Origin of the sequence: Aquincola tertiaricarbonis, from assembly GCF_000969605.1 — a bacterium.
GTDB lineage: Bacteria > Pseudomonadota > Gammaproteobacteria > Burkholderiales > Burkholderiaceae_C > Aquincola > Aquincola tertiaricarbonis.
Window position 1 is genome coordinate 15,937 of sequence record NZ_JZUE01000010.1, and the last position, 16,962, is coordinate 32,898.

Genomic DNA, 16,962 nt, shown 5'->3' on the forward strand with positions numbered 1-16,962 from the left:
ACCGACGGCGGGACCTTGCGCGGGGTGGTGAGCCAACCGGGTGGGCGCTGGACAGGTTTGATGGCCGTCGAGGTGCGCAGTGGGCTGTGGCAACTCGGGCACGACCGCACCAAAGAGCTCACCACATCGGTGCATGCAGGACATCGGATCAAGGCCATCGTTTTCTCCCTCACCACAACGGTGCCCAGCATCGCGCAGCCCGCCTGCTGTGCCTATCGCTCAATCGAACGCCCGTAATCTGCAGTCCTGACGCTCAAGCCGTGGGTCGGCGCTCAAAAGCGGCAGCAGGCGTCATCTCGGCTTCGGCCGGCTGCCACGCGATGTTGCGAACCTCGGCCAGCGGCGGCCCGTCGCCCAGCCAACAACGCATGGCCAGCAGCTGGTCCACCGAGCCCTGCAGTTGCACCTCGACCCAGCCGTCTTTCCGGTTGCGCACCCAGCCGGTCACGCCGACCGCCCGCGCAGCCTGCACGCAGGCGTCACGGTAGCCTACGCCTTGCACCCGACCCCGGATGCGGGCAGACCAGCACTCAACCCTACCGTCTGGCGTGCTGTTGTCGTGGGTTGGCACCGGTTCCATGGTCAGTCGGCGCTCATGGGTGTGCAGTGTGCCAGTGGCTCCTGCCGCGAGCTTCCCCCTCTTGCAGGGGTGACCACGCGGGTCGCGCGGACCCCGTTCGGCGAGGTGGCACCGCCGGCATGCACGAGTCCAGGGGTGACCAACACCAGGTGGTTCTGTCATCAGCCTCGGCGTTGTTGGCCGACCCGTCGACGAGGATCAACGGTGTGGGCGGCGTCTCGGTGTCCGCCAGCACTGCCGTGGGAAGCCGTTCAGCCGCTGCCAGGTGATATCGCATCGGCTTGCTGAAACGACGTCCCTCGTGCACCAGTGTGTTCAGCAGCTCCACTTCCCAGGCATTGTCCACCGGCAACCAGGCCGCGGTCGTCAACATGAGCGTGACTTCCACGAGACTCGGCAGCCCGTGCTCCGACAATATTGCGGTGGCCAGCAGCACCAGGTGCAAGCGGTTGTCCGCATTCCAGCTGGCTAGTTCCGCCTCAAAGCGCCGGGTCAGCCGCCGTGCCAGCGCCGCATCGAGCCCAAAAGCCATGTCGGGCAAGTGCTTGAGCACCGCCTGGTGGCCGTAACGCGCCGGCAGCAACTGCTTCAGCTCTGCCAGCACCAGCAGCAGGGGCTGCGGCTGCCCAGGCCGGGGCAGGGCGCTGGCCCATTGCTGGCGTCGGCGCTGCGCCAGTACCTCATGTTGTTCGGCGCTGAAGACCTCGGGCACGTACAGCCGTTGCGCCAATGGCTGACCGCCCACCAGTGTCGTCTGCGCCGCCCGCAGCAAGAGCCGGCGCACCGCAGCCCACTGCCGACGGCCTTCGAAGCCCGGATGCCAGCGGTTCAGCTCCGCCTGCTCCCACAGGTAGTGCAGCACCCCGCGCAACGTCAGCCGGCTGCCCGGGCTGCGCGCACTGCCGCTAGGCTCACCCGCCGTCATCGGCGCCGCGCGCCCGGGCCGCTGACACAGCGCAAAGTCCACCCTCAGCGCTGTACAGCCGGTGGCTAAGTCCTCGCGAATACCCGGTGCCACCTCGCCGCGGCCGGACATCTCGAGGGGCGGTTCGTACGACCCGCAGTCCGGCGCGTGGCAGTGGCCGGTGAACGGCATGCGCTTGACGATGAAGCCGTCGCCCAGGCGCGCGATGTACATCGGCACGCCCCCCGGCTGGCACAAGCAGCGCGGGCGGACATGGCGCAGGTGGCCCTTGGCAAGCGCCTCCTCAAACCCCACCGACCTCGGGCTGACCAGCTCGTCACCCAGGGCGTACCGCGGGACGTCGTCGGGCAGCGCCATGGCCGTGCTCGACTTCAGCGCGCGGGGCTCGTGCGGTCCCGCCCGCGGCTGCGCTCGGGCGGTGCCACCACCGGCCGTTGCGACGGCGCTTCGCGGTCATAAACCGCCACCTTGGGCGCCGGACCGGCGCGTGTGCGTTGCGCCAGCTGCTCGGTGGCCGCGGCCAGCACCGCCTCGCGGCGGGCCTCCGGCACGTTCTTGGCCACCAGGATGGCATCGATGGCGGCCAGCACCGCCTTGCGGCCACCGCCACCGCGGCCGCTGTTGCCTTTCTGGGCATCCGGCGTGGTACCGGGCTGCGCCGCTGTCTGGGGGGCCGCTTCGATGTGGTTGCGCTGGCGGGCGCTGCGTTCCTTGGCCAACACGTCGAGGTCGGCCTTAGTAGGCTCATAGCCCAATGCCTTCACTCCGCGCACGGACGCTTCCAGCCACACCAGCCGCTTGAACTCCTCGTTGCCAGACACGCGCAACGCGCGCCAGTTGCGGGCTTCAGCGACATCGATCATCGACCGGGCCACCGACGGGCTGTTGGTGTCGGTCGACAGCTTGAAAGTGGATTCGGTGAAGGCGACCCGGGTGGTGTCGCCGCGAAACCGGTATTCGGTACGCCCCACCGTCACATCACCCAGGGTCATCGGCGCCCGCTTGATGACGTAGCGGTCCTTCAAGGCCGCCTCCAACTGCGCCAAGCGCACGCTGCGGTCGGCATCGGCATCGATGCGGGGTAGCGGGTTGCTCGGGCGAGATCCGGAAGGGGCTTCGGCCGTGGGCGATGGCGACGGGTCAGGCGTGTTGCCCTGCTGCGGCGCAGCGCGACCCCGTTCCCTCGCTTCGGCCGCCGCCACCAGATCGGGGATCTCATCGCGTGTGGTGGCCAGGGGCGGCGGCCGGGTCGGCACGGCGTCCCGCTGTGGCCCCCGGTGCCACTGACCGTCGACCTTGTCGACCGTGCTGCGATGGCCTTGCGCATCGATCGCCGTGAAGCGCCGGCTGCCCAGCTGCTCCGCCTTGGCCACGATGTCCGGCCAGCGCGTCGCGTGGTACAGCACATCCGCAAACGGGTCGCGCAGCTCGAAGCGTTCAGTGGCAGGTTCGGCAGGGGTCTGGAACCGGGCCTTGGCCACCGTCGCCCGATTGGCGGGCTCGACGCTGCCACCGGCCGCGGCCGGGCGAGAAGGAAGGGGCGCATCGTCCATGACAACCTCACGTCAGAAGTGAAGACAAAGGACCGGGCTCGGGAGGTCGCTGGTCTACGGCGCAGACGCCATGGCGGTCAGTGTTTGTGCGCTGACCGGCACCGGCAGCGTCCGGTACAGCTCGATCTCCACCCGCCGGTTGAGGTCGCGGCCGCTGGGGCTGTCGTTGTCAGCCACGTGGTCACCGGCCGGCTGATAGGTGGTGCGAATGCGCGACGGCTCGATGCCCGCGGCCACCAGCACGTCGCGCACGGCATGGGCCCGTTCCCGCGCGATACGCGCTTCCGCAAAGCTGTCGGTGGTGCCGTCCGTGCGGCCGCGCAGCACGATCAGCGGCGCCTGCCGGGCCAGGGGCACCAGCCCTTGCAGCAGTCCTGCCGGCAAATCCGCCTGGCTGCTGCCAAACGCAAAGCGCACCGTCACCACCGTGTTGCCCTGCGGTACCGCCGGCAGGGCCACCGGCTGCTGCGCCCACTGCACCAGCCGCGTGGTCTGCTGCAGCACCTGCTGCCGCGACTCACTGAGCTCGATGCGGCTGTTGTGCAGCTCATGGCGGCAGCTTTGCAGCTCAACGGCGTCGGGCCGGTTGGCCGGCCGGCGGGGGGCATCGTCGGCGGTGGGCAGGGACGGCGGACTGCTGCAAGCGGCCAGCAGGCCACCGGCCAGCACACAGGGCATCAGCAATCTCATGGCATCTCTCCTTGCAAAGCACGGTCGGCCGGCTGTACCAACGGTTCAACGTGGGCGTCCGGCAGCACACCGTCGTCGTCCGGCTCGGCCTGGACGGCGCCGCCTTCGGTGATGGCCATGTCGAAGAGCGACAACAGCGCATGCGCCAGCGTTTCCTCCGTGCCGTTGAAGCAGTCCGGCAGCGCCTGGTGGTCGATGGCCAGCCGGCTCACGTCCAACGTCTCGTTGGCACCCAACTCGTCCGGCAACACGCGGATGCGCCGCTGCACCTGAGCCAGGTGCAGGTCCAGGTCCATGGCCGGCACGACGGGCGGCTTGCGGAGCCGGGCGAGGAAGACCGGGTCCTGGTGGTAGCGGATCTTTTCGCCGAGGATCGGCTTGCAGTGCTCACACACGACCACCAGCCGTTCGCTGCCCAGCTCCTTGAACTCTTGCGGCAGCAGCAGCGCCCGCCGCTGCTCACTCTCGTTGCGGCTGACACTGCTGGAGCTGCGCCCGCTGAAGGACCGGCTGCGCCCGTGGGATGTCGCCCGCTCGGTGAAGGTGCCCAGCATCGCGCTGTATTCGTCCGCGTCCCGTTGCTCGCGCGGCGCGAACAAGATCTGCAACCCGTGGTTGGTCGCAAAGGTCCGCGCTTCCTTGTCGCCGTACACCGCATCGAGCTGCGACATCGCCTGCACCACGGTCAGCAGCCGCAGGTGGTACCCCGCCAGAAAAGCCGCCGCGGTGCTGATCACCGGCACCCGCCCCATGGCGGTGAACTCGTCGTTGACCAGCAGGCACTGCACGGTCAGGCTGGCATCCTGTTGCGGCAGCTGCTGGGTGTTCAGGCTCACCAGTTGAGAGAAGAACAGGTTCAGCAACGGCCGCGCGCTCAACAAGCGGTTGGGCGGGATGCGCACGAAGATCGACAGCCGCTGGCGCCGCAGGTCCTGCAGCCGGAAGTCGTCGCCGCTGGTGGCGGCGTCGACCACCACGTCCGCAAAGATCGTCAGCGGCGCATGGAAGGTCGCGACCACGCTGGACAGCGTGTTGTCCGAGTTGGACAGCAGCCGCTGCAGCGCGTCGACACACTCGTCGGACAAGGCCGGCAACTGGGCGGTTGCCTGCTCGCGCCGCTGGTGGATCACACCGTTCAGGTGGTCTTTCAGCGGCTGGCCCTGGCCGGACGACTGGCGCAGCATCTCACCGATGGAGCGGGGCAGGGCGGGAGTCTCCAGCAGCAGCAGCCCGAGCCCCAGGAACAGGTTGCGTGCCTGGTCGTTGAAAAACGCCTCCGACGACGTGCCGCTGCCGTCGTTCGGGAAAAACACCTGCCCGATGGTCAGCAGGTCGCCCACCCGGTGCAGCGGCGAGGTCCGCACCGCCGACAGCGGATTCCACCGGTGGCTGCGGCCGTTGTCGTCGAACGGCGAGAAGGCAAACACCTGTTGTCCGCATTCGGCGCGATAACCGGCCGTCAGGTCGTAGTTCTCGCCCTTGATGTCCAGCACGACGACCGAGTCGGGCCAGTTCAGCAGGTTGGGAATCACGACGCCGACACCTTTGCCGCTGCGGGTCGGCGCCGACAGCATCACCGACAGCTGCCCCGGCAGGCTTAGGAAACGCCCGCGGTGGCGGCCAATGAGGATGCTGGGGCCAATGGTGGAGCGGGCGCCAGTCAGCCCCGCACGGGCGACCTCCGAGGGAGTCGCAAAGCGGGCTGCGCCGTGCAAGGCGCGTTTGGGCCGGGCGGCGATCACCAGCGCGATCGGTAGCAGCACGGCAGCGGCGCCGGGCAGCAGGGAAGCCAGCAGCAGCCGTGGCCGGAGCCTAGTGTCGGCGCCGTAGTGCTGCCAGTAGTCCAGGATGCTGGCCCAGCCGGCCTGGCGGGGGTCCTCCCGGCTCAGCAGCAGGAAAACCATGCCGGCCGCTTGCAGCGCACCCGCGGCCAGGACCAGCACCGTCAGCGCCATGAACACGGCCGCCGCGAGCTGCCGGCTGCGCGGCCAGGCCGACATCGGCAGCGCGGCGACGTCGCTCACGCCAGCGCTCCCAGGCCGCGCTGGGCCCGCGGCCGGTACTGCAGCTCGGCCACATGCCGGCCGTGCACATCGCGGTCGAACTGCACGATGACGTCGATCACCGTGTGCAGCAGGCCGTGGATCTCCGGCAGGCTGAGGCCACCACCGGCCGCACTTTCGCGGATCATCAGTGCCATCTGGGACAGCGCCAGCGCGCAGCTGCCCGCGTGCACGCTGGTGATGCTGCCGGGGTGACCGGACGCCGCCAGCCGCACGAACGAAAAACACTCTTCGCCCCGCACCTCGGCCAGGAACAGGCGGTCGGGTTTCATGCGCAGGCTGGCTTCGAGCAGGCTGCGGGCAGTGACCGCGTGTCCGGGCACATTGCGGCTGTAGAACAGGTGCACGACGTTCGGGTGCTCGGGCAGGGTGAGCTCGGCCGTGTCCTCGATCGTGATCAGGCGTTCGTGGTGGGGTACCTCCTCAATCAGCGCTTTCATGAAGGTGGTCTTGCCGGAGCCGGTGCGGCCGCTGACCACGATGGTTCGCCGCGAGCGCACCGCCAGTCGCAGGAAGTCGGCCCAGCGCCCGGCGGCCTGCAAGCCCTGCAGCTCCTGCTCGAGCGGGGAAATCCGTGCGTCGGATCCGGTGGCCACCCGGTCGAACAGGCCCTCGTGGTGCAGCTGGTCCAGCCGCTTGGTCACCGCCGACGGCTTGCGCACGGTGAGGGACACCGTGCCCCGCGGCACGGCCGGTGGGATCACCACCTGCACGCGTTCACCGGTGGGTAATGTGGCCGCCAGCAGTGGCCGCTCGGCATGGATCTGCTGGTCGCAGAAGGTGGCCACCGCGGTGGCCAGCGCCAGGCAGCGGTCGTACGTCATCGCCGGTGCCGCGACGGCCTGCCAGCCGTGCTGGGTCTCGACCAGCAGCTCCCCCGGTCGGTTGACACAGACCTCCAACACACCGGGGGCGTCGAGCGCCATGCGCAGCGGCTGAAGAAAGGTGATGACCGAGGTGGCGTCGCCGCACCAGGTTGAGGGGGTGGCGGTGGTGGCCGGGGTCGGACACGCCGCCGCAGCGGTGTCCCGTGGCGTTGTGTCCTGAGGCGTTGTGAAGCAGTTCATCGGGCCTCCGGCTGCAGCTTGTAGACGCTGGAGAAGTCAACATCGCGCGCGACGTAGATGCCGACGATCGCGCCTTGGTGCTGGGTGATGACCGGCGCGATGTTGATCGTGCTGTCGAGCACCTTCTCTGCGAGCTCGCTGGTGCGGTCGGTGGTCGAGCCCAGCACCACCGTTTCACCGCCCCGCTGGTCGGTTTGGTTCTGCACCACGACTTCGATGGCGTCGTCGATGAGCGAGACCAGCATCGCGGCGCCAATGCGCTCGCGCCAGCGGTTGTCGACGTGGCCCTCCAGGCCGGACTCGCCCAGCGGGCCGGTGGCAGGCGACTCCAGGTCCACCAGCACACCCAGCGGTGTGCGCACGCGGGTCCAGATCACCGGGATGCGGGTGGTGCCCGGTCGCACGCCGGCGACGCGGTACTCGCCGTCGAGGTGGCTGCCGCGTTCGATGAGCAGCACCCGGCCGTCGTCGCTGTAGACGTTGCGCTGCACCTGGCAGCCGACGAGGCCGGCGTTGGCACTGACCACCTTCGTCTTGAGCGCGCAGGTGAAAGCGGTGCCCTTGGGCAGGGTCAGGCTGCGCTGGCCAAGCGACGTGGCTGCCACACGCGGCGTCGAGGATGTGGGCAGCGCGCCGCCGAGCAAGCCGGGGCGGGGCGAAGCCGGGCGGGCGGCGGGAGTTGGACTGTCGCTGGCGAAGCTGGCCGCACCGGCGGACGCCGGGCTGGCGGTCGCGCGCGCTGCGCTGGTCTCCAAGTTCTGCAGCAGGCCTTGCAGCTGCCGCTGGTAGCCGTCCAGGCGCTGGCGGGTGGCGGCCATCGGGTCGTCAGACGCGGGGGCGGGCGTCAGGTTGGCCACGGCACCAGGCCGGCTGGTCAGCAGCAGCACGGGGGCGTCTTCTGGCGCCATGGGCACCGGGCCGCCGCCAGCGCCGCCGGAGGGGCCGGTGCGGCGGACGGGGATCGGCTCGGCCAGCGGCGCGTTGGGGTCGAGGGCCGGAACGAGCGGCACCGGCGCGGCCGCGGGTGGAAGCGATGCGGACGCAGCGGGCGCTGACAGGTCCAGCCGGCGAGGTGGCGCGGTGGCGGCGGACGGCTGTTGGCTGACCGTCGGTGCCGCGGGGCTGCGTGGCGTTTGGAAGCTGTCCAGCCAGCGGTGCAGCCAGACCCCGGCGCCGAGCGCCAAGGTGACGAGCAGCAGCCCAAGCGCAAACAGGCTCTTGCGTGAGATGCGCAGCGGGCTCGTCGTCGCCACGTGCGGGATGCCGGGTTCGCCCGGCAATGGGGTCAGCGTGTTTGGGGCCGATGCCGAAGGCGGCTGCGGTGATGGGGCTTCGTCATCTGGATCCGGGCGCGGGGGAAGGTCAGTCATGGCCGGCTCCGGGAGAGGCAGGGCGGTGGGCCTTGCCGTGGGCTGTTGGAGACTCAGCGTCGGCCTTGAGCCGTCGCTGCACGCCCGGCACGGTGGTGCCGTCCTCGGGCGGTACACCGTCGAGGTCAAACGCGTCGTTCCAGATCCCCACCACCGCCGTGCCCGCGCGCAGCGTCAGGCGCCGGGCCACCCGGTCGACCACCAGCAGGTCGTCTTCCATACGGGCGTTGACCAGGCTCTCGCGGCCATCGCCGAGCACTTGGAACACCGCCGGCACCTCGCGGTGGCCTGCAAAGCGCAGGTAGGTGAAGCGGCCGTCGTCAAAGACCAACGACGGCAGGATGTCCTGAGAGGCGGCGCCTTCGGCGAGGGAGTACGCAGTGTTGCGCACGAACGGCTTGGCAGCCAGTCGCTCGGCGACCAGTGTTTCGGGGGCCGGCAGCGGTGGGAGCCGGCTCGGCGCCAAGGGCACCGGCGTGGTTGCGCCTGCGGGCTGCGGCGGCGGTGCTGGCGGCAAGGGCGCTCGCACGGTCAGGCGGTAGACCGGCAGCTGGCGGCTGTCGTCGACCACCTGCAGGCGGAAGTTGTGCACGCGCCGGTCGGTGACGACAGCCACCGTGTTGGGCGCCCGTGCATCGCTCTTGGGCTTGACGAACACGTGCCGCCCGCCGGGCTGGGCCGCGATGCACCAGACAGCGTCCGGCTTGCTGCAGTCGCCGCCCAGGCCGGCGGCCAGTTCACTGATGGCTTCGCCATCGTCGAGCACGATCAAGGTCACGACGCCACGTTGCACCGGCACGGTGAGCACCACCTGCGGGTCGTAGAACACGTCGCGCAGCCGCGGATCCGCCGAGGCGTTCAGGCCGGTCAGCAGCGCGGCGCAGCAGGTCCATGTGCGTGGCGTCATGGCTTGCCTCCGGCGGCCGGCGCTGTTAGCTCGGGGTCCGACCGGTAGGCGGTCACGACAAAACCCAAGGGGTTCTCCAGCCGGTCGCGTTCATTGGCGAGCACCTTGGGTTGGTACTCAAAGACGACACTCGCCACATGGCGGCTGCTGATCTCCGGGGTCTGGCGGTCGCTGCGGTGCACGACTTTGTCGTAGGTGACGGTGGCGTCGCCGCGGTTGCCGCGGCGCCCGGCGGGGGACAAGCGCACGCCGATGACTTGGATGCGCCACTCCTCGGTAGCGGCCAGCTTCTTGTGCAGGGCGGCCTCGCCTTCGAACTGTCGGTTGTAGTCGGCAAAGACGGTGGGCACCGCCATGCGCGCGACTTGGTCGAAGTCGCGCTGCAGGAACATCCAGCTGTAGCCTTCCCGGGCCCGCACGAACGTGGCCAGGTTGTGTTTGTCGAGGGCGTCGAGCGAGGGGATGGTCTCCTCGGCCAGCCGCTGCTGGATGGTGGTCTCTCCGGTGACCCGGTCGACAACGATCGGGATCTCGACGACCTGGCGCAGTGGGCCTTGCACGAAGACCGCGGCGATGCCGAGCAGGCCCAGCAGTCCGCCGGCCATAGCCACCCGCCAGGCGCGCCGCTCGGAGCGCTCCAGCAGCACCGCGCGGTCGACTTCCCAGTCACGGTTGCGGGCGAACAGCTCGTCGGTGTCAGGCAGTTCTCTTGACGCAGGGTGGGACGTAGTCTCGGCACGACGCGGCAGGGGCGCTTCATCCGCCACGCCGGTGTCATCCGACCATGCGGCGGCGGCGCCTGGGCTCAGGACGGTGGTCATGGGGGCCTCGGTTCAGGGTAGGTAGTCGGCGATGCGGCCGGTGCGGCTCAGCATCTCGTACTGGCGTTCGCGTTCGCGCGAGCGGGCGATGCGCTCCTCGCTGTCGGCCAGGCCCTGGAGCATCTGCAGTTGCGACAGCTCGTGGGCGAGCAAGGCGTTCTCGGCGCCGATGCGGGCTTGGATCTCCTGGACCGACTTCTGATCGGTGGTGGCGTCGATCTGGCCCATCAAGGCTTGGATCTGGTTTAGACGGCCAGCGGCCGAGCGCATGGCGTCCTGCAGCAAGCCCTTGTGCTGGTAGGGCTGCGCCAAAGTGGACTGGCAGGCCAGGCGGGCGTCACCTGTGCGGTCGGCACAGTTGTAGACCATGCCGACGTCCCGCAGCGCCTTGGCGGTGGCGCTCAGCCCGGAGTAGCCGGAGACGTTGACGGCGTTGACGACGTTGTAAGCCTCCGGCGGCACGTAGTTTTTGAGCAGCGGGTTGTTGAGGATGGTGCCCAGGCCGCGCATGCCGTTTAGGCTGTTGATCTGTGCCTGCAACTGGGTGATCTGCTGTACCTGGTTCTGGATGCTGGTGATGTCGTTGGCCACCTGCTGGATGGTTTGGGCCAGGTTGGCCGTGTCGATGACGGGGATGCCTTGGGCGACCGCGGGCCGGGGAAGCAGGGCAGCTGCCGCCATGGCAAACGACAGGCGGGCGAGGGATCGACGCAGGCAGAACATGGCAAGCTCCTTGGTGGCAGCGAAGGTCAGGACTGGCCGCGCAAGGCGGCGCGGCGGTAGGCGGGGGTGCGCGAGACGGCGGAGGCCGCTGCTGCGCTGGCGTGCCCGAGCAGGCCGGCGCCGGCGCGCACGGTGCCCCCCTGACCGGCTGCGGCAGAGGGACTGCGGGCGTGCGAAATCGAGCGCAGGCCGGCGATCATCATGGCGTTCTGCACCATCTGTAGGCCCTGCTGGACGGGGGCACCGCCGGTCAGGGCGGCGGCCAGGCCCGGCGCTTGGAAGCAGATGATGGCCATCAGCACCATGACGACGCAATACTTGAGGGTTTCAGCGACGACGTTGAAGGTGGGTCCGAGAAAGCCGCCTTGGTCTCGCACGGCCTGAACAATCGTTTCGCCAAGGTACATGCTTAGTCCTAACGCGAAGAATGCGAACCAGCCAAGCACAACGGTGTTCAAGACGACCGACAGCCAACTGTCGAAGAAGCGGGCAGTTGGTCGCCAGGCAAGGCAAAGTACGAAGAGCGGCCCTACCGCAATGACAAAAGCCATGAGTAGCTTGGCAAGCGTTACGACGAAGAGCGCGACACACAGGAACACGATCGTTCCTAGTGCAGTGAGAATCGATGCCAAGACAAGGTCAAGTCGCAAGATGCCTGCGTCTTTCAACAGCTCAAGAATGAGTTGCAAGGCCCTCTCAGTGAACGCATCGATCAGTGCGTACGGTGAAGTGACGGCTGAGGCATCTGCCGCTGCTGGGAGGAAAGTTGTGGCGACGCCCAACGCCAGCCCGTTGGCAGCGTCAGAAATGGTTTGGACGTAAAGACCCGACTGCAGCGAGAGCGAAAGGATGATGCCAACCTTGAACACGTTCCAAAGCAGGCTGGGTATCGCTTGGTTGACTTCGCCGCGCGCAATGGCCCAGCCATATAAGCCGATCCACAGAGTCATTCCAGTCAATGCAACTGGTCGGACGCCGGTCATGAGTGAGCTCACTGCACCTAGCACGAAGCCGTCCAGAACCACATCTAATTGGATTCCAAGCCAAGTAAACATGAACGTAGATCCGTTATTGCACGGCGGAGTAAGGCAGCGCCTTAGTGCTGACGCATCTGCTCTGCAGGTTCGGATGCTGGCACTGGAGCCAAATGCCGCCAGACTTAACAATCCAAAGTCGGCTTCTCTTCTCCAACCCGAATGTTGATGACCGGCACGTGGTCGGCCTCGCGTACAGCTCGGTGCATTCTTCGATTCCATTCTGCGTCTCCACCATCCGCCATCCACCTCCAGAGCAACCGGGACGAGCGGCTGGGCATGGCTGAGGCATCAAAGTGTCAGCAGGTTGGGGAGGCGTCTCCACCCGCCGGCTGCCATCCGGCAGGATCTTGACGGCCTCGTTGCCCTTGACAAACTGGGCTGTGGCGGCGGTGGCGGCCAGCAGCAGGCTGGCCACGGCGGTGACAACTGCGGTGGTGTTCATGCGACCCTCCGGACGATGCGCAGCCGACGATCGTGAACCTCTTGCTGAAGCGCGGGAAGCCACTGAAACGGATCGTCACCATGGCGTTCACGCAGCGAGTCGAGCAGTGCCAGGTGCTCGGTGGTGGCCGACAGCACGGTGATGAGGTCATTCAGGCCGGTGAGGTCGAGCTCACAGACGGCGCTGGTCGTTCCCTGCTTGAACAGGAAGCGCCGGCCGCCGTGCTGGCCCAAGCTGCGTACGATCTCGAACTCTGCTTCGCTTAGCCCGAAGCCGCCCATGTACTCCTCGCGCACCGCATCGGTGTTGGCCAGGAAGATCTTGGTCACGCTCTGCTCGACCATGGTCCGCCCGATGGGCTGCCGGAGCACGTCCGAGGGGCTCTGCGTGTCAAAGATCCCCAACCCGTTGTGCTTGCGGATGGTCTTCTGCTGCTGCTTCGCGAAGTCGCTGAAGACCTCGTGGTCCAGCGCCTTCCAGAACTCAGAGATGACGTAGATCAGCCGCTCGCCGGTGATGCGCTCCTGCATCGCTTGCAGCAGCACCATCATCACCGGCGTGCGCACCTCCGGCAGCTCGAGGAAGTCGGTGGTGTCGAAGCCCAGGATCGGTGCGTCGTGCAGCGATTGCAGCTGGTCGTCCGCTTCGTCGAACACCCAGCCGAGTGCCCCGCCGGCGCACCACCGTCCGAGGCGGTCGTACAAGCTGTTGGCGCCCGCCTTGGGCAGGTTCTGTCGCACGGTCGACAGTCGCCGCAGCGCCGCCGGCATGCTGGCGACGGCCTTGACGGCTTCCGCAATGGCCCGCTCGTCGGCCGGCAGCAGTGGCAGCGCCGGCGTATGCAGGCAGGTGCGTACGAGCTGCGCCCAGGCCTGCAGCCGCGCCGGCGTCGCCTCGTGCTGCAGCGGGTTAAGCCCGGTCGGCTGCCCGGCCTGCAGGCGCAGGTACCGGCCGCCGAGCGCCCGGATCGCAATCTCACAGCCCCGGTCCAGGTCGAACAGCACCAGCCGCGGCGCGGGCGTCCACTTGCGCGTCAGCACCAGCAGGAACATCTCTAACGTCGTCTTGCCCACCCCGGTCGAGCCGATGATCAGCGTGTTGCCCGGCAGGGCCTGGTCGCTGCTGTCCTGGCCGGCCGGGCTGCTGTGCAAGTTCAGGTAAAACGGCTGACCGGACGGTGTGCGCAGCAAGGTGAGCGCTTCACCCCACGGGTTGCCGTCGCGCTTGCCGCGGGCGAAGTTGTGCCCGCTGGCCAACGCCGCAAACGCACGCGACGACAGCTTGGCCTCCCGCGGCCGCCACTGCCAGTTACCCGGCCACTGCGCAAACCAGGCCGCGTCGGCCACCAGGTCCACCGGGGCCATCTGCAGGCTGGAGGATTCGCCCACCGCCCCGATGGCCTGTGCCGCCCGGCGGCCGGCGTCGGCGACATCGTCGCCAAACACCACCAGGCTGTAGTGGTACTCCCCCATGCAGAACTGGCCATCCCCCAGGTCGTTCAGCGCCGCGTCCATGTCGGCCACTTGAGTGGCCACGACGTCGTCGCTGGCGATCAACTGGTCGCGCTGCAGCGTCAGCGCCCGCAGGGCATCCCGCCGCGGCAAGATCGAAAAGCTCTGCGTCTCGATGAACTCGCTGGCCTCGTAGAGCAGGGCATTCAGCACACCCGGCTCCACGGCGTCGGCGTACTCCTTGATGTCCACCAGCGCGGCGTAGCGGCGGATACCGCCGTGGCGCAGCTCGAGCTTGTCGCCGCCGAAGGACAGCCGGGTAGTCGGCAGCGTGCGGTACAGCGGCCCGGCGGCCAGCGGCACCGGGCGCCAGCAGCCATTGACCAGGTAGCCAAGGAATTCGGCCACTTCAGAGTACAGCCGGCCCTGGTGCTCCCGGGCACCGAGCAGCTGCGGCCCGAAACTGCGCAGCACGCGTTCGACCAGCGCCGAGCGTTCGGCCATCTCGACTAGGGCGTCGGCCTGCTGGCGGGCGATGGCGTCGCGGGTGCGCTGGGTCAACTGCAAGGCGCGGCCGACTCGGGACACGGTGGGCCGGTAGACCAGCGTCAGGTACAGCTCGTTGCTCATCATGCGCCGGGCTCCGAGGCGGTCCTGGTAGGCACGGGAGAGGTCCTGCGCAAACCCAGGCTCGGCCGGGTCGGCGAGGCGGTCGGACACCACCCGGTGCAGCCGGTGCGTCCAGACGGCCCAGTGGCCCCCGGCTAGGTTGCGCAGCAGGCTGGACAGCGCCTCGTGGCGCTCGGCGATCACCGGCTCATCGGCGCACTCAAACGGGATGCCGTCCAGCCGCCAGACCCGCAGGTAGTCGCCGCCCCGGGTCAGCACGTCGTTGGGCGTCAGCACCGAAGAGAAGGGAATGAAACGCGACAGCGGGTTCTCCACCTGCGCCTGCTGCCAGCAACGCGGGTGCAGGACGTGGGACACCGGCCGGCGCCGCACTCGGCGTGGGGCGGGCCGCTGCGGGCCCTCAGCGGCGGTAAGCATCACGGGCTCCCCGGTAAAGGGTGGGTGCATAGCTGCGCGACTGCCAGAAGCGCTGGTTGCGCTGCGGCCAACGCAGCTTGAGCGCCAGGTAGGCCTGCCAGAAACTCTGGTCGTCCTGGGCGGTGACCAGGCGCATGGCCGCCAACGCCGGCACCCAGGCCAGCGCCACGCCGAGCGCGATCCAGCCGCTGAGGAGCAGGCCGCCCCATAGCATCAGCAGGAACCCGGTGCCCAGCACCAGCACCAGCGGCACCAGCGGGATGCCCAGCTTCATGGCCGGACGCGTGGCGCCCTTGTAGATGACCTCGGCGTTCACGGCGAGGCCTCAGTTGACGATGTAGGCCGCGAAGGCGCCGGCGCCACCGACCAGCGTGCCGCCGATCAGCACATTGGCCACGTCGGACAGGCGGGCGCCCTGGAAGATCATTTTGAAGCCCGCCCAGATGATGGCGATGGTGACCACTGCCACCGAGATGGTCACCAGAATGGTGTTGATGTTGACGACGGTGGTGTTGACCTTGTCGAAGCCCTGGGCACGCACGGCGGCGGCCACCATTGGCAGGACGACGAACTTGGCGATGCGGGCGCAGCGGACAGATCGGCTCATGATGGCTCCTTCGGGAAGAAAGGCGGGACAGGGGAGGTGGCCGGCAATGCCCGGATAGCGGTGCGGACGCGGTGCACGTAGCCGTGCTGGAAACCGGTGGAGAAGTTGCTGCTGTAGTAGCAGGACAGCGAGCGCTGCAGGGCCTGCTGCGTAGAAGCAAGGGAAGGCGAACCCGCATCGCGGACAGTCGCCTTGCCAAAACACTCCAGCAGGACCGTCTGCATGGCCGCTAGATTGCGGCAGGGCTCGAAGGCGGTGTCGAGTGACAGGCCGAGGCGGGGCAGGTTGCGCACGTTGATCTGCCCGAGCCCGACACTGAAGTTCCAGCCGGCGGCGTGCAGGGCACGCGCGGTCGCCAGCGCTTCTGCGGCGTTGCGGGGCTGGTGCTGGAGGGCGCCGCCCACCACGCCGATGGCCCAGGGGTTGAAGCTGCTCTCCGTGCGCAGCAACGCCAGTGCCGTGCTGCTGTGCACCTGGGGTGCACACGTCAGCAGTAGAGGGACGAGCCAAGTGGGGGCCATGGTCGTCTCACGGTGCCGTTGGGTCGGGGACAACAGGTGGCTGCGCGGCCACCCAAGCCGCGTAGTCGTCCTCGAAGCGGCGGTTCCAAGAACCCAGTTGGGCCTGGGCCGCGGGACTGAACTCACTGACGGCCTCACCGTCACGGCGCCACCAGGTGCGCACAAACGGCTCGCCGCGGATGGACACCGACACCGCGCCTTCAAAGGCACAGTCGTATTGCGTGCTGTTCTCGGTGTCGAACGACGAGACGTACTGCGGCGGGCAGAAGTCCGGTGCACTCGCCCACTGGTGTGCGGCGCTGTTGCCAGCGCCAGCCATGGCACACGTGGGGAACGGCCTGCCGAGCGCCAGGTCGCGAAACAGCTGGCGGACGGGCGGAACGCACTGCGGGATCGCTTGCCAGCTGGGTGCGGCCAGGCAGAGTAGGACGAGACAGCCGTCGACGGCGAGGCACGGGAAAACAAGGGTAAGTCCCACAAGAGACACCGCTGCTTTCAGCGGCGGCGAAGAATGGAATCTGAATGAGGTTGAGATCTGCGATTGCATAAGTCATTCCTTCAGAACGAACTCTCTGGCCGCAAGGGACGCAATCTGCTGATAAGTCGCCGATTGAAGTTCCGTCTGGAGAAGCGGTTGCATCTAGTAGCCGTACGACATAGCGAAGCGAAAACGATGAGCTATCTTTAGGCGGCTGGAGGTGTGGCCTCTGAGCAAGGCAGGAGATGACCCTGCTAGGTCCTACAGTCAGCATTGTTGGTTGAAGCAACTTCCGACGGGGGCGAACGCTTTCTTTTGTGGACGCAGCGGTCCAGACCTTTGCTTTTGATGTGATTGCTCAACGGGGTCCGAATGCAACGGATGGCTTCAGTGTTCTCCCCAGTGAAATAGCGGAGAGATGAGTCATGCGAAACGTTATTTGGATCGACATGCATGGCCGTTACTCGTGTTGGGCAAATGTATGCGTTCAATATAGGCACTTGCAGTGACTCATCAGCATATGAAAAAGCGGAAAATTTCAGCGGTGGATGAGGCGTGATCGCGAGCTGATCGCAGCCTGCAGCGAATGACTGGACAGGCGACGCGGCAAACAGCGGCCCATGGCGTTGCATGTTGTTGCAACTTGCTGATTTCTCTGGTAGAAATTGTGCGTGCGGGCT

The 16,962-nt window shown here is 67.8% G+C and carries 18 protein-coding genes; 1 reads left to right on the forward strand and 17 read right to left on the reverse strand.

Annotated elements, in window-relative coordinates; all coding sequences use genetic code 11:
- Nucleotides 1-60 precede the first annotated feature (60 nt).
- Entirely contained in the window at nt 61-237 is a 177-nt protein-coding gene (locus tag VO99_RS30255; protein WP_157039563.1) for a hypothetical protein, read from the forward strand.
- Between the two features lie 16 nt (nt 238-253).
- Here VO99_RS30255 and VO99_RS13615 read toward each other — a convergent pair whose 3' ends face one another.
- From VO99_RS13615 to VO99_RS13690, 17 genes are all read right to left on the reverse strand, one after another.
- Nucleotides 254-580: an acylphosphatase gene (locus VO99_RS13615; protein WP_083440581.1), complete on the reverse strand. Its 327-nt coding sequence runs from the start codon at nt 578-580 to the stop codon at nt 254-256.
- 13 nt (nt 581-593) lie between these two features.
- Nucleotides 594-1,862 carry a DUF1173 family protein gene (locus VO99_RS13620; RefSeq protein ID WP_052736321.1) on the reverse strand — a complete coding sequence of 423 codons (1,269 nt, stop codon included), beginning with the start codon at nt 1,860-1,862 and terminating at the stop codon, nt 594-596.
- 14 nt (nt 1,863-1,876) lie between these two features.
- On the reverse strand, nt 1,877-3,058 hold the full coding sequence (locus tag VO99_RS13625) for an LPD7 domain-containing protein (protein ID WP_046113430.1): 1,182 nt from the start codon (nt 3,056-3,058) through the stop codon (nt 1,877-1,879).
- A gap of 54 nt (nt 3,059-3,112) precedes the next feature.
- The gene (locus VO99_RS13630) at nt 3,113-3,748 is read right to left on the reverse strand and encodes an OmpA family protein (protein WP_046113431.1); all 636 of its coding nucleotides are present in this window, start codon (nt 3,746-3,748) and stop codon (nt 3,113-3,115) included.
- A complete protein-coding gene (locus VO99_RS13635; protein WP_046113432.1) occupies nt 3,745-5,772 on the reverse strand; it encodes a type IV secretory system conjugative DNA transfer family protein in 2,028 nt (675 codons plus the stop codon). Before VO99_RS13635 ends, VO99_RS13630 begins: the two co-directional genes overlap by 4 nt.
- Complete coding sequence (gene virB11, locus VO99_RS13640; protein WP_232315359.1) at nt 5,769-6,737, reverse strand: P-type DNA transfer ATPase VirB11; 969 nt, start codon at nt 6,735-6,737, stop codon at nt 5,769-5,771. The genes VO99_RS13635 and virB11 overlap by 4 nt, the downstream gene beginning before the upstream one ends.
- A gap of 137 nt (nt 6,738-6,874) precedes the next feature.
- The gene (gene virB10, locus VO99_RS13645) at nt 6,875-8,248 is read right to left on the reverse strand and encodes a type IV secretion system protein VirB10 (protein WP_046113433.1); all 1,374 of its coding nucleotides are present in this window, start codon (nt 8,246-8,248) and stop codon (nt 6,875-6,877) included.
- Complete coding sequence (locus VO99_RS13650; RefSeq protein WP_232315360.1) at nt 8,241-9,077, reverse strand: TrbG/VirB9 family P-type conjugative transfer protein; 837 nt, start codon at nt 9,075-9,077, stop codon at nt 8,241-8,243. The genes virB10 and VO99_RS13650 overlap by 8 nt, the downstream gene beginning before the upstream one ends.
- A gap of 74 nt (nt 9,078-9,151) precedes the next feature.
- Complete coding sequence (locus VO99_RS13655; protein ID WP_046113435.1) at nt 9,152-9,976, reverse strand: VirB8 family type IV secretion system protein; 825 nt, start codon at nt 9,974-9,976, stop codon at nt 9,152-9,154.
- Between the two features lie 12 nt (nt 9,977-9,988).
- Nucleotides 9,989-10,699 (reverse strand): TrbJ/VirB5 family protein, encoded by a 711-nt coding sequence (locus tag VO99_RS13660; protein ID WP_083440583.1) that lies wholly within the window; start codon nt 10,697-10,699, stop codon nt 9,989-9,991.
- A 26-nt stretch (nt 10,700-10,725) separates the two neighbouring features.
- On the reverse strand, nt 10,726-11,754 hold the full coding sequence (locus VO99_RS13665) for a TrbL/VirB6 family protein (RefSeq protein WP_046113436.1): 1,029 nt from the start codon (nt 11,752-11,754) through the stop codon (nt 10,726-10,728).
- A gap of 13 nt (nt 11,755-11,767) precedes the next feature.
- A complete protein-coding gene (locus VO99_RS29510; RefSeq protein ID WP_083440584.1) occupies nt 11,768-12,178 on the reverse strand; it encodes a hypothetical protein in 411 nt (136 codons plus the stop codon).
- Entirely contained in the window at nt 12,175-14,574 is a 2,400-nt protein-coding gene (locus VO99_RS13670; protein ID WP_232315361.1) for a VirB4 family type IV secretion/conjugal transfer ATPase, read from the reverse strand. Before VO99_RS13670 ends, VO99_RS29510 begins: the two co-directional genes overlap by 4 nt.
- Nucleotides 14,575-14,659: 85 nt before the next feature.
- Nucleotides 14,660-14,992: a VirB3 family type IV secretion system protein gene (locus VO99_RS13675; RefSeq protein ID WP_052736322.1), complete on the reverse strand. Its 333-nt coding sequence runs from the start codon at nt 14,990-14,992 to the stop codon at nt 14,660-14,662.
- A 9-nt stretch (nt 14,993-15,001) separates the two neighbouring features.
- The gene (locus VO99_RS13680) at nt 15,002-15,283 is read right to left on the reverse strand and encodes a TrbC/VirB2 family protein (RefSeq protein WP_046113437.1); all 282 of its coding nucleotides are present in this window, start codon (nt 15,281-15,283) and stop codon (nt 15,002-15,004) included.
- Nucleotides 15,280-15,804 (reverse strand): lytic transglycosylase domain-containing protein, encoded by a 525-nt coding sequence (locus tag VO99_RS13685; RefSeq protein WP_046113438.1) that lies wholly within the window; start codon nt 15,802-15,804, stop codon nt 15,280-15,282. Before VO99_RS13685 ends, VO99_RS13680 begins: the two co-directional genes overlap by 4 nt.
- Before the next feature lie 7 nt (nt 15,805-15,811).
- Nucleotides 15,812-16,351: a hypothetical protein gene (locus VO99_RS13690; RefSeq protein ID WP_046113439.1), complete on the reverse strand. Its 540-nt coding sequence runs from the start codon at nt 16,349-16,351 to the stop codon at nt 15,812-15,814.
- Nucleotides 16,352-16,962: the final 611 nt, after the last annotated feature.

What these genes read in the sequence shown, in the direction of transcription:
- virB11 (WP_232315359.1), bottom strand. Translation starts at nt 6,737, where the DNA reads ATGGCGCTCGACGCCCCCGGTGTGTTGGAGGTCTGTGTCAACCGACCG.
- VO99_RS13630 (WP_046113431.1), bottom strand. Translation starts at nt 3,748, where the DNA reads ATGAGATTGCTGATGCCCTGTGTGCTGGCCGGTGGCCTGCTGGCCGCT.
- VO99_RS29510 (WP_083440584.1), bottom strand. Translation starts at nt 12,178, where the DNA reads ATGAACACCACCGCAGTTGTCACCGCCGTGGCCAGCCTGCTGCTGGCC.
- VO99_RS13685 (WP_046113438.1), bottom strand. Translation starts at nt 15,804, where the DNA reads ATGGCCCCCACTTGGCTCGTCCCTCTACTGCTGACGTGTGCACCCCAG.
- VO99_RS13620 (WP_052736321.1), bottom strand. Translation starts at nt 1,862, where the DNA reads ATGGCGCTGCCCGACGACGTCCCGCGGTACGCCCTGGGTGACGAGCTG.
- VO99_RS13615 (WP_083440581.1), bottom strand. Translation starts at nt 580, where the DNA reads ATGGAACCGGTGCCAACCCACGACAACAGCACGCCAGACGGTAGGGTT.
- VO99_RS13625 (WP_046113430.1), bottom strand. Translation starts at nt 3,058, where the DNA reads ATGGACGATGCGCCCCTTCCTTCTCGCCCGGCCGCGGCCGGTGGCAGC.
- VO99_RS13660 (WP_083440583.1), bottom strand. Translation starts at nt 10,699, where the DNA reads ATGTTCTGCCTGCGTCGATCCCTCGCCCGCCTGTCGTTTGCCATGGCG.
- VO99_RS30255 (WP_157039563.1), top strand. Translation starts at nt 61, where the DNA reads ATGGCCGTCGAGGTGCGCAGTGGGCTGTGGCAACTCGGGCACGACCGC.
- VO99_RS13655 (WP_046113435.1), bottom strand. Translation starts at nt 9,976, where the DNA reads ATGACCACCGTCCTGAGCCCAGGCGCCGCCGCCGCATGGTCGGATGAC.
- VO99_RS13690 (WP_046113439.1), bottom strand. Translation starts at nt 16,351, where the DNA reads ATGCAATCGCAGATCTCAACCTCATTCAGATTCCATTCTTCGCCGCCG.
- VO99_RS13680 (WP_046113437.1), bottom strand. Translation starts at nt 15,283, where the DNA reads ATGAGCCGATCTGTCCGCTGCGCCCGCATCGCCAAGTTCGTCGTCCTG.
- VO99_RS13665 (WP_046113436.1), bottom strand. Translation starts at nt 11,754, where the DNA reads ATGTTTACTTGGCTTGGAATCCAATTAGATGTGGTTCTGGACGGCTTC.
- virB10 (WP_046113433.1), bottom strand. Translation starts at nt 8,248, where the DNA reads ATGACTGACCTTCCCCCGCGCCCGGATCCAGATGACGAAGCCCCATCA.